This is a genomic window from Nitrospira sp. Nam74 (assembly GCF_965152615.1).
Genome location: NZ_OZ224220.1, coordinates 5,036,034 through 5,050,376, shown reverse-complemented (window position 1 = coordinate 5,050,376; position 14,343 = coordinate 5,036,034). Strand labels below are relative to the sequence as shown.

Here is a 14,343-nt window from a genome sequence, read left to right as displayed (position 1 = left end):
TTAGGCATCCTCCTTTTGGCGAGCGGCTCGCCTCTCGTAGACGATGGCGTAGACGCACGGGACGAAAAACAAAGTAAAGACGGTGGCCAGGAGCAAGCCGCCGATGACGGCGCGGCCCAGTGGCGCATTCTGCGAATAGCCCGTTGCCATGGGAACCATCCCGATGATCATGGCCGAGGCGGTCATGAGCACCGGCCGGAAACGGGTTGTCCCCGCTTCGATTGCCGCCCGCAGCGCGTCGCCGTGTTCTTGGAGCCGCTCGCGCGCATAAGAGACGATGAGAATCGAATTGGCGGTCCCTGTGCCCATAGTCATGATAGCGCCCGTCAACGCGGGTTCTGAGAGCCGCGTATGAGTCAAGAACAACGCCCACGCGATGCCCGCCAGCGCGCCCGGCAACGCCGTAATGATGATGAAGGGATCGAGCCAGGATTGGAAATTCACGACGATCAGCAGATAGACCAGCACGATCGCGGCGAGCAGCCCGAAGATCAACTCGGCATAGGCTTCGTACATCAGTGAGGCTTGGCCATGGATTTCGAGCTCGGCGCTGCGGGGTTTCTCGTGGTCCATGCTCTTGGCAATCTTCTGAACATCCGCTAGTACTCCGCCGAGGTCGCGCCCTTCCGCGGAGACGTAAACGTCGAATAAGGGCATGATATTCCCGTGCGTGATGACGCCCGGCGTGCCCTCCGCCGTCAGGTCGGCCAGATTGCCGAGCAACTGCACCTCATGATCCGACGCATTGTTCGAGGCATCGACCGGGACGGTCTTCAGACTATTGACGCTGTTGATCTGCGCCTGCGGCGTATAGACATTGATCAGGTACGACATACCGGTCTTGGGATCGAGCCAATAGATTTGGTCAACCTGTTGGCTGCCGGCGGTCGTCATCAGCAGATTATCGGCCATGTCCTTCAGGGTTCGGTTCACACCGAGTCCGAACGTGCGGTTACCTTCGACCATGAGGGTCGGCGTGCGCATCGTTTGCTGGATCACCACGTCCGCGGCGCCGGGGATCTCACGAAACTTGCCCGCCAATTTGCGGGCGAACTCATAGTTGGGGTACATGTCCGGGCCGTTGATCTGCACGTCGATCGGCGCGGGCGCGCCGAAGTTGAGAATTTTGGCGGTCAGATCGGACGGCTGGAACGTAAATTCGGTGCCCGGATAACGCTCCGTCAAGCCCTTGCGGAGGATGCGCCGGTACACCCACACCGGTGACTTTTCATCGTGCAAGAGGATCGTCAGATCGCAATCCTGCGAGCCGATTGTCGGCGTCGGGATGAAGGCGAGGTTATGCGGTCCGACCGGCAGGCCGCAGTTGCTGACGATGTTTTCGACCTGGCCGGACAGCAACTCCTCGATGCTGTTGGAGACCAGCGTGGCCAGGCGACCGCTCACTTCGATACGGGTTCCAAGCGGCGCGCGCATATGCATCTGAATGACCCCCGACCGGATCTCGGGGAAGTAATCGCGCCCGAGAAAGAAGAAGAGGGACAGGGATGCCAGCGCGATGGCCAGCGAGATCGTGACGAAGGCGCCGCGATTGGCGATCACCTGCTCGAGCAGTGCCCCGTAGCGCTCGCGGAATTGATTGAAGCGGCGCTCGAATCCCTGCTGAAAGCGGACGAAGACGTTCCGCGATGGGTTCGCGGCCACCTTACTGTTATGGTCAGGCGGCTGCGACATGGTGGCCCTTCATCATATATTTTGCCATAGTCGGCACCAGCGTGCGGGACAGGATGAAGGAGGCAAGCATCGCGATGATCACCGCCTCCGCCATGGGTTTGAACAGGTAGCCGGCGACGCCGCTAAGTTGGAAGAGCGGGAACCAGACGATCGCAATGCACAGGGTGGCGACAAGTGTCGGGACGACGATCTGATTGGCGGCATCGATGATGGCGGTCTCCACCGGCTTGCCCATTTCGAGATGGCGATCGATATTCTCGATCATCACAGTCGCATCGTCGACCAGAATGCCGACGGCCAGCGCCAACCCGCCCAGGGTCATGACATTGATGGTCTCGCCGAGCCAATGCAGGCCGATGAGGGCGGTCAGGATGGACAGCGGAATCGACGTCCAGACGATGACCGTGGCCCGCCAAGAGCCGAGCAGCAACAGCACAATGAGCCCGACCAGCGCGCCGGCAGTTGCCATTTCATGCACGACGTCAGAGATCGAATCCTTCACGAAGGTCGAGGCATCATCGAGGAGTCGGATCTTCACGCCCGGCGGCGAAATTTGCTCGGCGCGCGGGATCATTTTTTTGATGCCATCGACCACATCCAGGGTCGACGCCTCCGTGCTTTTCATGGCGACGATGATGACCGTCTGCTTGCCTTTCACCAGCACCGCGTTCTGTTGCACCCGGCCCATAAGCTGCACGGTGGCGACGTCACGCAGATAGACGAACGCGTTGCCTTCCCGTTTGATCGGGATATCGGCGAAATGCTCGATCTGCATGGGTGACGCGTTGGTCTGGACGATCCAATCGGTCGGTTTGATCTTGATGTCGCCGGACGGCAGCACGAGGTATTGCTTCATGAGAATATCGTGAATATCCGATGGCGTGAGATGACGGGCAAGCAATTTCTGCTGATCGAGGTTGACCATGACCTGCATGTCCTGGCCCCCGTAAGGGTGCGGCAAGACGATCCCCGGTACGGTCACGAGCAGAGGTCGTATTCGCATGTAGGCGAGATTGTAGAGCTCCGCAGGCGTCATATTGTCGGAGCTGATTTGAAGCATGGCCACCGGGATCGAGGATGGTGCGAGACGCATGACCATGGGCGGGGAAATATCGGGCGGCAACGCCTTGACGACGTTCTGCGCAATGCCCACGATATCCGCTTCGGCCCGGCCTACATCGACGCCGTCTTGAAGAAAAATATTCGTGATGCTGCTGCCATAGTAGGAATGGCTATGGATGTATTTGATGCCTTCCACCGTCGAGGTCAAGAAGCGTTCGAACAGATAGGTGATGCGCCCTTCCACCTGCTGCGGCAGGAGGCCGGAGTAGATCCAGACCACGGAGGTCACGGGAATCGTGATATTCGGAAAGACGTCGGTTGGCATGTGGAGAACGGTGATTCCCCCAAAAACCACGATGAGGATGGACATGACGACGAAGGTGTACGGCCTGCGCAGGGCAATGAGCACGATTTGATTCATGGGCGTAGTCTACCACGAGCGGTTTTCGTTTCAACCATGGAACAGGCACTCGACGCTGCGACTCATTGCATTGGGTTACGAACTTCTTGTCACCATGTCAGTAATCGAGAGGTCTGTACCAACCGACCTGAAGGCTTAGCAAAATCCTTACCGATGCGGGTCGCTATAAAAAGAATTACACCATAGCCGAGGAAAGAATGTGCGAAACGGCACGATAGTATCGGCTGCTGTTCTGTTTACCACCTGGCCCGGTCTAATGATCCAACAACAAAGCGAGAAGAACAAAGCCGAAGAACGCGCAGTGCGAATAGTGCGAAATCTCACATTTTGACCATGTAGGCCCGTGCGATTCGGTTAGACAATCCAGGAGAAATGATTAAAACCTATGGTGACTAAACGACTTCGTAAAAGGCATTGAGTGGAAACTGTAGGTGGCATTGGGCTTGCTGACAAACGATTCAGGCGCTGTCCCATTCGGCAAACATAATCGTCATAAGGGCTGATGGGTGTCTTTCATTCTTGCATATCAAATTTTTAACGCCGATGGTCTGACGCTTTGCGCTCGACACGCATCAGCTCCCATATATCTATCAATTTTGTTGGAAGGCCTTCGGACAATAGATAGGAGGAGGGTCTTCCAACAAATGGGAAAAGGAGTATCATGGCGGGAATTCTGAAATTTGGTGTGGCGATGGCTGTCATCAGTGGGCTGGCAGGGGTCGTTGCCACCGGGGACGCCGTTTGGGCCGAAACCTTGACAATCGGCGCCGCCCACAGTTTGAAGCCGGCATTCCAGGAAATCGTGCCGATGTTCGAGAAAGAATATGGCGCCAACGTAAGCGTCGTATACGGTCCATCGCACACGCTTCGCCGGCAAATTGAAAAGGGCGCTGCAATCGATGTGTTCCTTCCGGCGGCGGTCGACGACGTTGAGCAGTTGCACAAGAAGGGACTGACGCTCAAGGGAGGCCCTCGAATTTACGCACAAAGCTCCCTCGTGCTCATCATGTCCTCGGGCTCTCGAGCCACACCGATCTCTTTTCACGAGGCGCTGAATTCAGCAAGCCGCCTTGCCATCGCCGATCCCAAAGTCTCCACGCTAGGAGAAATCACGGCCCGGGTCCTGACCAAGCTCGATCCTGCATATAAAAACCATTTCAACCTTGTGCATGCCCAACATAGTGAGGACGTCGTGGCTTTAGTGGCGACGGGGAAGGCCTATGTCGGCTTGATCTATCGCACGGATGCGATCAATAGCGGGCAAGTACGCATCATTGATGAAACCCCGACCGGAACGTATACGCCGGTACAGTTCGGGGAAGCGGTGGTCTGGACGTGCCGGACTGCAGCCCTTGATGTTGCGGAAGAATTTCTCAATTTCATGATGAGCCCCCGCATACAAAAGCTCCTGCTGAAATATGGATTTGATGCCGCGCCATCAAATGGGTAATGCTGCCCTTCGAGCGTTCGTTACGGACATGTCGCAGTGAACATCGAAGAGACTATGCAGTCCCAATGTGGGTGGTCTATCGTTCCACTTTTAGGTCGGGGGATACGATGCGGTTCTGGAAGAACAGACTGAGGATCTTCGGGACTGTCGCAGCGATGCTGAGCCTTCTCGGAGTGCTGGCCGGTTTGGGATGTGCCTCTGGACAACAGAGGACTGAGCGACCGCCGGCATCGTCGCCCGTCGGTCCGGCCCACGCCACTGATACTCCCACAAGTGAGCCGCCCGGTTCAGGGCTAACAAAGCCGAACTAATCCAGGCAAAGCGTGCGGCATTCCCGGGCACCAACTCGGCCGTCCTCGTGCCTAAATCTAGGCAGATGAGCCTAATCCCAGGTGCACTCAGTGGACGCCGAACATCCGGGTGGCTGGTTGGGCCAGAATACCAACTCCCTTTTTACGATCTGTAGAGACTGAACAAAAGTCGTAAACTGAAACCGTAAGAAAATGAGAAGAATAGATCGATACGAGAATAAAGTCGTAAACTAGGACTTTCCGCTTTAACTGATTCAGTAGTTTTCCAGTCCTTTCAGGAAGCATAGACAACATTCTATCGCGCATTTGTCACCGGATCACCGTCTTGGTCTAACATCCAAGACACCCTCCTAGGGCCTTAGCCGCACTACACATGCATCTAGCACTTCTTGAGACACATCTCTGCCGTGCCCCTCGCCCTAGACGGCGATGTGGAGAGTACTTCTCAATGCGTCACCTCTTGACCCACCGCACTTTCGAGTTGAAACAGGTTCCGTTGATAGGCGGTCAGGGCATCCACATAGTCCAGCTGGACCGCAGCCGATGTGCGGGCGGCATCGAGCAAGTCGAGAATGGTGGCGCCCCCGCGTTGATAGGCAGCTTCGATGATCGAGAGACTGGACCGCGCATCCTCCAGCACCCCTCCGTGATAGATTTCCACCAATCGCCGGCTCTGCAGGAGCGTGCGATAGACGACATTCACGTCATTTTGGGCCGCCAGCAGGGTCTTCTGAAGATCGGTCTCCGCGGCTCGCACGGCCACCTCAGCCTGTACGATCCCGCCTTGGTTCCGGTTAAACACGGGCAGGGGGATCGAAAGTCCCAATGTGTACTGCTGTGGGTTATCCGGGCCTCGTGGCCCTTGCAGGGTGAAGCCGGGTCCGAACGCTGGATCGGGGTACTGGAACGCCCGGGCTAACTTGAAGTCCACCTCCCGCTGAGCACGAATCAGCTGTTTCATACGAATATCAGCACGGTTCTCCAGCGCGGCGCGCTGTAAAGCTGCTGGATCGGGATCCACACGGCGATAGTCCAGGTCCGTGAGTAAGGCCAGTGTAACGGTGGGGGAGACCGCCAGGACGATCCGTAAATCGTTGAGGGCCGATTCCAGCTCCTTCAGCGCCTCGATGACTGTGCTCTCGAAATCGACGACCTGAAGGCGAAGACGAATCAGGTCCACGCCGGAAATGAACCCCTTCCTCAGACGAATCGTATTGATGTCCAAGATACGCGAGAAGCGGTCGCGGTTCTCTTCGGCCAAGGCGAGACGCCGACGCGCGGCCTGCACCTGTACGTAGCTATCTTTGACGGTGAAGCTCAACTGCCGGATGGTATCCTCGAAATTGGCTTCTGCGGATTGTAGGCCAAACCGAGCGCTTTCAATTCGGTATCCGCGCTTGTTTGCCACTTCGAACAGTTGCTGGACACTCACCGCGAGCGAATTAGAGTTCCTCAGAGTATTGCCCTGCGTGAAAGCTGCAAGTGTCCCAACGGTTAATTCCGGATTCGGGAAGAGTCGGGCGGTGATCTGCTGCCCCTTGGCCGTGTCGATTCCATATTGCGCCATGAGCAGATCCAGATTTTGCCGAAGGAAGAGGGCAAGGGCATCATTCAGTGTGAGCTGAAGATCACCTGGTGGAGTGGGACCCCTGGTGTTCAGCGCTGCCTCTGTCGGCTCCACTCGGAGAATGCCTAGCGGGAGTACCATGACCAGGAGCAGAATTCCTATCTGTCCTAGACGCGTCAACCCAGTTGTGACGCCCAAAGATCGTGGAGCAAATCGGGTACAAGACATCACTATCTCCTTGCTGTCGAGTAACGGCTGCATAACGAGTTGGCCTCGGGGCGACCACAGCTCTGCTTGATCAAAGATGGCCAATGCAAAGACCACGAGAGCCGCGCGAGGCTTCGTAGACAATGCGTGAAAAAGGCTGACTAGGGTCTGGGCGGAGCCCGAGTGGGGATCGAACAGGTTAGACAAGGTGGAAGGGGGGCATGAGACTCGACATGTGGCGACGAGAACACAGGCCAGTGTTGACGTCTGTCCCAGGTGACACTACCTGATGCTCCATCGCCGTGTTGGCCATGACGGAGAGGAGAGGTAGGAGAAGACTCAGAGACGTCGAGGCCCTCGATGTCTGTCACCGTCAGCTGGCGAGTCAGCGTATCAAATTCATCACAGGAGGCGAGGTCAACGAGATAGGGACATCCGAAGAACACAAGGGTGAAGAGGTATGTGCCGAGGCGAAATGACATGCGATCAACTTCTAGCACGACAAATCCCAACTCAGAGGGTGTAGTCTCTACCGCTTAGATGAAGGGCTCATGAACACGGGATGAAGATTGGACGGGACCAGGCCCGTTATGGACCTTAAGCCACCGAAAGGGAGGACTCTACCTGACTGTCAGTCACTATGCTCTGGAGAGAGTATTGCCTGCAGTGAGAAGGATCAGTACTTCCTGGAAGTCTTCGTTCTACTCATTATGATGGAGGCTTCTATGGCGACCAAGAAAAAGCAGCAGGACGTGGGGCAAGTGCTCTTTGTTGGCATTGATCTTCACCGAAAGAATTGGCATGTCACGGTCAGAACAACGGAGGTAGAACTCTTCCACGGCACGATTCCCGGTCGATGGGATGCGTTGCAGGCCCTCCTCAGTCGTTACCGCCGTGCCGTGCTGCACGTCGTCTACGAGGCGGGATATTTTGGGTACTGGCTTCACGATCGGCTGGTGGCGGTGGGCGCCACCTGTATCGTCACGCCGCCCAGCTTGATTCCTCAGGAGGCGGGCAATCGAGTGAAAACCGATCGGAAGGATAGCCGAAAACTGGCCCTGCTGTTAGCGAAGGGGCTGCTGAAGCAGGTCTGGGTACCAGACGAAGAGGGTCGGATGCACCGACAGGTCATTCGGCGGCGCCGCCAGCTCATTGGCGATCGTGTTCGCACGCAAAATCGCATTAAAGCGGAACTCCGATTCTACGGCATTGAGCTTCCTGAGCCCACAGGGCCATGGACCCGTATTTACCTACAGAACTTACAGCGTCTCCGGTTCTCTACCGCGTGGTTGCAGGACAGTTTTCAACGGCTCTTAGAGGAGTACGAATTCCTCACGGGTCAGATCGTCAAGCAGACCAAATTGCTCCGATCACTCGCAGAAACGGACCGCTATCGATCGCAGGTTCAATGGCTCCGAACCATTCCGGGCATTGGTCTCATTGCGGCGATGGAGTTGCTGTTAGAATTAGGCGACCTGCACCGATTCAGGCACGGCGATCAATTGGCGGCGTATGTTGGGCTGACGCCCTCACAGCACTCCAGTGCGGACAAGGTCCGTATGGGCCGCATTACCCGGTCCGGCAAAAATGCGCTCCGCGGGACGCTCATAGAAGCCGCGTGGCGGTTTCTCACAAAAGATCCCGGGATGCGATCCATTTATGACCGATTGAAACTACGAACAGGTGCGAAGCGCGCTGTGGTCGCTGTGGCCCGTCGTCTGCTCCTGCACGCCAGACGCGTGGTGATCCTCCGGCAGCCGTACCCTGCGTAAGTCCATGGCGCCGAGAAGCCAACTGTGGATTCAGAGGACGGAAGGAGCGTGACTTTATCTGCCTCGTCGGCAGTGACGGGGCGTCTGTCAGTATGCTCCTTCTTCTCATCGATATCCCTCGAATTGATGACCTGTGGTCGGCGTTCCGATCACGAATAGCAGATTGGGAGGGCTTCTCAGGGACCTTGACCTTTGACATAGCAGATTAAGTAGAAAATATGTAACTCGCTCTGACCTGGTCCTTTTGTTCGGCAATAGTTATCGGATGCGATACAAGAATTGAATGCGTGGATCTTTCGCAATATCTTCGGGACTGATAAAGTTGCCGGGGTTTAATGGAAAGGTGATGCCCGCTTTTTGAAAACAGGCATAGACGAGCTCTGAACATATGTAGGTGTCATTCTTCATGAGATCATCATTTGGGATGTGCAGAGCAATGCGCGCCGCGATCGCGGCGATTTCTTCCCGATTGTAAGGGCGCGTCAGTTTATCTAAACCAAATGTGGCGATCTGCTTGATTTCGCTCTCACTCAGACCTGGCTGATAGCGCGCGAGATAGACGGTTCCATTGTACGGCTTTCCCGGCGCGTCATAATCCGTCAGATATTTACTGACTGGCGCTAACCGCACGCCCATATCTTCCACACTTTCCAGAAGAATCACGCGGTCCAGCTCATTGACCCGTAACAGTATCCCAATATGGCTCCAGAGTGACTTCGAGGCCTCTTCGATCGCTTTTGAAACAAGGTATTGACCCGAGCAAAATATGAGATCTCCTGATCGTATGTCCGGTCGAACCGTGGCATAGTCTGTAACCGCCCAGTTCTTCAGAGTGTTCGCGTCGTATGCCATTATTGACCTCTCACAAGGGGTTGGTTGGCTTAGAGCATTCGTTCTGCTGACTTTCGGCAAGCGCTTAACTCATGGAGCATAACAGAAACTCAAAGCTGGGGTGCGAGGGGGGGGATTCGTGTGTTTGGCACATTGATTTTCGAAAGGAAGATGAGCATTGTGCCTGACCGTCTCGGAGAATGCTTGAGCTGATCAGTTCAGCTTGGAGATCTTTCGGGACCGGGGTCAGGCGCAAATGGGTTTTCCGTGAACCTTAGATTCATGTCTAAAGGCGACGCGATTAATAAGCTCGGTGTGTCTGGGCATGTTTGATCTCGAACAACCAGTCGGGATGGCTGAAGGGCCGAGCTTGCCGCCTCAGTAGGATGGGAGTCAGGAAAATGATCGGGCTTCAGCGTACTGTATGGCTGGATGGGAATCGTGGCGCAAGAAATCTCTGGGGGCCCGGCATGATGCAGTAAGTGAGTCGATCATGTTGGGCTAAGCGCCTAAATACATGAATAGGAGAACCAAAGGTCAATTGTGCTACCCCGCCTTAATGATGATGGAGCAAGAGCGCTAGACGGTGGAGAATTGTCCCGGCAGGCTTCGGCCAATAAAGAACGAACAGGAGGCACAAAAGAAATCCGAGCGAGATCCATAAAGATGGTGCCAACCATAGCCCTAAGACTCGGGACCATGGATTTGGAACGGGACGGCGTTTCATATATGCGCGATCTGTTAATGCCATCAGCAAATCCTGCCTGACTCACACCGTTTTCATGGTACCAAGAGGTCGCCGGAAACTACAACAAAGATGCTTACGCAGACCGATGAACTCTGACCCATCCTTCCCAAGGCATCATCGCCGCGGAGTTCTACGTCATCTAACTTCCGGGCTACACTTCCGATGGACCACCGTAGTCGTTACGCCTCATACGACGGGGCATTCGTATGACAATACATTGAGCCGTCTGCTGATTGGCACCCTACCCCCATAAAATGGACTACTGGGCAACACTCCGTAAGGTTGCTGCTGGCCAACTCGATTCAGTTGAGAAGGGTCACACTAAACGAAAGACTATGCCATGGCTCGATTGCAGGCACTGTTGCCGTGCATGTTCCTCTCATTCGGGCTCGCCTTTTCGGCCCTTATGCCATCGGTGCATGCAGAGCAAACCGCCCCAAGCGAGCATTGGGGTGCTATTTCCTATCCCGATCTGGATCGCACTCTCCTGACCGGTATCACAGTAAATCGGTTTACGGAGTTCAACGGTAGAGGCGCGCGATTCAATGCGATTAACCAATCGGCGGGGTTTAATTTTGTCACGGCCACGTGGACTGAGCGGATACGCCAACTCCCTGGATGGAATACCAATCTGACCATTGGGGCCGGCCCTACCGGGCACGAGCCGTCGGAAAACTTGCAGAATGGCTTTGTCCATCGTTTGCTGGGCATCAATGCGGTTCCGGTGGATCAGCGGCGGAACGGGGTCGCCGATTTCATGATTAGCGGATCGGTGACTCGATGGTTTAAACCTTTTGGAGCCAGTGAAGTGGGGTTCGTCGGCATGGGAGCTGCCGTAGGCTCGTTGTACCAAGAGATTTTTTGGCGGGTCGGGCTTCGTCGGATGTCATTGGCTGAGGTCATTACATCGGTCGGCTTCGAGCCTCCCGCGCCGGTCCACTGGTTGTCTCAATTTTTCCGCTTGTCTGTCATGGGGCGGTATAGCCGCCTCTACGAAGGCGCAGCCTATGATGGCTCCGTGATTGCAAACCAAGCGTGGATCGGACAAGTGTCCGCGACGCTGGGGGACTATCGAGGGGAAGGACCGCCACGCTGGGAATTCGAGTTTGCCGCAATGGTCGATTCCGGGCTATTCGCCACCCCCAGCGGACATGGGATCGAACGACGATTTGGCTCCATTGCTTTGCGGTATCCCTACGGAGTCGTCGAAACCTGGAATGATGTCCTGGGTCGCACAGATTCTGGGCCTACCTACGGGTTCAGAATCATGCTTGATCTGGGTCGATTGTGGCCCGCTTTGCTTCCGTGACGACGCATCCGGCCAACCGGAGGGAGCATGACGAATAACTACAATACAGTTCTGTTTGATGCGTTCGAGAATCTCTGCAGCCGCATGTCCACAGCGATGATGGCATAACGCCAAGAGCTTGCCTCGTGCTGAACGACTTCACCTTCCGATCACTTTCACACACTTTTCGTTTCTCCTGGATCTCTTCAAATAGGATCACTAATATAGCCTGGCAGAATTTCTGTCACCTGCAGCACCCGTTGTTAGCGCGGCGAAATGACAACCTGAGCTTATCGGAATTAGGAAAGGCGAGACGCCTATGACAACATCACCACGAGGGAGCGTACAGGCGGACGAAGCCCTGCGGGACAGCGAAGAACGGTTGCGGTTGGCACTCGATGCCTCTCTAGCAGGCACATGGTCCTGGAATGTTGAGACAAATAGGTTCACCTGGGATGAACGCTATCACCGCTTATACGGGTTCGACTCGCAGGAACCGTGCTCCTTCGACGCGTGGATCGGCCGAGTGCATCCCGAAGACCGCGACCACTTGGTCAGGCGTATCCGGTCCTTGCTGAGCTTGACCGACGACAATGGGTGGAGCCAGGAGTTCAGGACGCTCCATCCCCTGAAAGGGGAGCGATGGATGCAGGGGCTCGGTCGCATCGACCGGGATGCAACTGGCAAGGCCATCCGTATCGCCGGGATTAACTTAGACATTACCGAACGCAAGCGGGTGGAGGAACGACTCAAGGAACAAGCTCACCTGGATGCCTTTAGCGCACGAATCGGCAAGCACCTGATCGAGAGCGGTGACTTGACCGACATGCTGCGGAGGTGCACTCAGACGATGGTGGAAGATCTGGGTGGGGCCTTTGCGCGCATTTGGATCTTAAATGAACCCCATAATATGCTCGAGCTTCATGCCAGTTCCGGCTTGTACACCCATTTGGATGGCCGCCATGCCCGCGTTCCCGTGGGCAGCTTGAAAATCGGCCTGATTGCTGCTGAACGAAAGCCTACTCTGACCAATAAAGTGCTTGGGGATCCGCTCGTGCCCGACCAGGAATGGGCGAGGCGCGAAGGCATGGTGGCCTTCGCCGGGTATCCGCTCGCCGTCGAGGATCGGGTCATCGGAGTGATGGCGATGTTCTCCCGCCACGCGTTGTCGGAATCCACACTGAAAGCGATGTCGATGGTCGCCGACCACATTGCTCTGGGCATTAAGCGCAAGCGGGCGGAGCGGGCATTGATCGCGAACGAGGAACGAATGCGCTTTGCCATGCAGGCGGCTCGCATGGCCAGTTGGGATTGGGACGTCCGCACCGGTCATGCGACCTGGTCCGAGCTGCATTTCACGCTGCTGGGGTATGAACCGCTCGCCTCGCGCGAGGGGACCTACGAGATGTGGGCGAGCCGGGTTCATCCCGAGGACCTCAATCGCGTGCTGGCCGAGGTGGAATCCGCGAAGCGGGAACATCGGTTGTATCGCCTGGAGTTTCGAGCGATTCGCGCCAACGATGGTCAGATCGTGTGGCTCTCTGGAACCGGCGAGTTCTCTTATGACGAGCACGGCGAGGCAATGAGGTCCTCCGGAGTCTTCTATGACATCACCGAGCGCAAACTGGCGGAAGAATCGTTGCGTGAAAGCGAGAATCGGCTGAGGGCGTTCTCCGAGCAACTCGAACACTTGGTACAGGAACGCACGGAGGCACTGGTGCAGTCCCAGGACCGCTTGCGCGCGCTGGCCACAGAGCTGAATCTGGCCGAACAACGGGAGCGCAAGCGACTGGCCGCAGAACTTCACGACCACCTGCAACAGATGCTCGCGCTGGGTCGGCTCAAACTGGGGCAAGGCAAACAGTTGGTTGAAGCTAATCCAGTCTGTGCCAAACTGATCAACGAAGTCGATGGCATTCTGACCGATGCCTTGAAATACACGTACACCCTGGTCGCTGAACTCAGCCCTCCCGTGCTGCGTGATCACGGCTTGCCGGCGGGGCTGAGATGGCTCGGCGAGGCGATGCAAAAGCATGACATGGCAGTCAGGGTGACCGTGCCGGAGGAGCGGCTCATCCTGCCCGAGGATCTGGCGGTGCTGTTGTTTCAATCGGTGCGCGAGCTGCTGATCAATGCCTGGAAGCATTCAGCGTCGGGTAAAGCCGATGTGACCATGGACACGCACGACAGCCGACTTCGAATAGAGGTGCGCGATCACGGGAAAGGCTTTGAACTTGCTGCGGCTGAAACGACTACGTTCGACGACACTTCTTCGAGATTCGGTCTCTTCAGCATTCGTGAGCGCATGAAAGCGCTGGGCGGCTCATTTGAGATCGAATCCGCTCCCGGCCAGGGGACCATCGCGAGACTCACGTTGCCGCTGACCGGAGACAGTAGGAGAGGAGCAGCGCCCGCCATGCCGCCGGTCCGCGAGGCCCTATCAGGAATTCAGAACGCCCGACCGCAACGCTCACCGGCTGCAAAGAAAGAGCGCATTCGCGTGCTTGTCGTTGATGATCATGCCATGTTTCGCCAAGGGCTGAGGTCGATCCTGGAGACCAATGCCGACATCGAAGTTGTTGGCGAGGCGTGCGACGGAGAAGAAGCCCTGATTTCTACTGAGAAACTGCAGCCGGCTGTGGTGGTCATAGACATAAACATGCCCAAAATGAACGGGATCGACGCGACAGCTCACCTGAAAGCCCGCTATCCGAACCTCATCATCATCGGGTTATCGGTCAATGCCGGCGAGGAGAACCAGAAGGCGATGAAGCGGGCCGGAGCCATGAGACTTATTACGAAGGAAGCGGCCGTCGAGCAATTGTACGCCGTCATTCAGGAGACCGCCTCTCGGAGCACGAGTTCACTTCTTCAATTGGATGAGAGGTCTTGAGGGAGCAGCCAACCTTTGCCATCCTCGCATGGCGTAAGTACTTCTCGGGGACCATCGGAGACGTGGACAATTCAGACGGTCGTAAAACGGTCGTATAGGAC

6 protein-coding genes and 1 pseudogene are annotated in these 14,343 nt (G+C 56.2%); 4 read left to right on the top strand and 3 right to left on the bottom strand.

From position 1 onward, the window contains the following. Window positions 1–3,175, bottom strand: a pseudogene (locus ACWHYZ_RS23820) (efflux RND transporter permease subunit). Between the two features lie 661 nt (window positions 3,176–3,836). On the opposite strand from ACWHYZ_RS23820, the gene modA reads away from it, so the two are divergent. After that, window positions 3,837–4,625 carry a molybdate ABC transporter substrate-binding protein gene (gene modA / locus ACWHYZ_RS23815; protein ID WP_447985153.1) on the top strand — a complete coding sequence of 263 codons (789 nt, stop codon included), beginning with the start codon at window positions 3,837–3,839 and terminating at the stop codon, window positions 4,623–4,625. 756 nt (window positions 4,626–5,381) lie between these two features. Here modA and ACWHYZ_RS23810 read toward each other — a convergent pair. Beyond that, window positions 5,382–6,731 (bottom strand): TolC family protein, encoded by a 1,350-nt coding sequence (locus tag ACWHYZ_RS23810; RefSeq protein WP_447985152.1) that lies wholly within the window; start codon window positions 6,729–6,731, stop codon window positions 5,382–5,384. A 704-nt stretch (window positions 6,732–7,435) separates the two neighbouring features. On the opposite strand from ACWHYZ_RS23810, the gene ACWHYZ_RS23805 reads away from it, so the two are divergent. Next, on the top strand, window positions 7,436–8,482 hold the full coding sequence (locus tag ACWHYZ_RS23805) for an IS110 family transposase (protein WP_447982971.1): 1,047 nt from the start codon (window positions 7,436–7,438) through the stop codon (window positions 8,480–8,482). 258 nt (window positions 8,483–8,740) lie between these two features. On the opposite strand, the gene ACWHYZ_RS23800 is transcribed toward ACWHYZ_RS23805, so the two are convergent. After that, window positions 8,741–9,334: a YiiX/YebB-like N1pC/P60 family cysteine hydrolase gene (locus ACWHYZ_RS23800; protein ID WP_447985151.1), complete on the bottom strand. Its 594-nt coding sequence runs from the start codon at window positions 9,332–9,334 to the stop codon at window positions 8,741–8,743. A gap of 1,067 nt (window positions 9,335–10,401) precedes the next feature. Here ACWHYZ_RS23800 and ACWHYZ_RS23795 point away from each other — a divergent pair. Both ACWHYZ_RS23795 and ACWHYZ_RS23790 read left to right on the top strand, forming a co-directional pair. Beyond that, a complete protein-coding gene (locus tag ACWHYZ_RS23795; protein WP_447985150.1) occupies window positions 10,402–11,370 on the top strand; it encodes a hypothetical protein in 969 nt (322 codons plus the stop codon). Between the two features lie 298 nt (window positions 11,371–11,668). Beyond that, a complete protein-coding gene (locus ACWHYZ_RS23790; protein ID WP_447985149.1) occupies window positions 11,669–14,242 on the top strand; it encodes a PAS domain-containing protein in 2,574 nt (857 codons plus the stop codon). Window positions 14,243–14,343 lie beyond the last annotated feature (101 nt).

Excerpts from the sequence above, each read along its gene's own strand:
- ACWHYZ_RS23810 (WP_447985152.1), bottom strand. The coding sequence starts at position 6,731 with ATGTCTTGTACCCGATTTGCTCCACGATCTTTGGGCGTCACAACTGGG.
- ACWHYZ_RS23800 (WP_447985151.1), bottom strand. The coding sequence starts at position 9,334 with ATGGCATACGACGCGAACACTCTGAAGAACTGGGCGGTTACAGACTAT.
- ACWHYZ_RS23805 (WP_447982971.1), top strand. The coding sequence starts at position 7,436 with ATGGCGACCAAGAAAAAGCAGCAGGACGTGGGGCAAGTGCTCTTTGTT.
- modA (WP_447985153.1), top strand. The coding sequence starts at position 3,837 with ATGGCGGGAATTCTGAAATTTGGTGTGGCGATGGCTGTCATCAGTGGG.
- ACWHYZ_RS23790 (WP_447985149.1), top strand. The coding sequence starts at position 11,669 with ATGACAACATCACCACGAGGGAGCGTACAGGCGGACGAAGCCCTGCGG.
- ACWHYZ_RS23795 (WP_447985150.1), top strand. The coding sequence starts at position 10,402 with ATGGCTCGATTGCAGGCACTGTTGCCGTGCATGTTCCTCTCATTCGGG.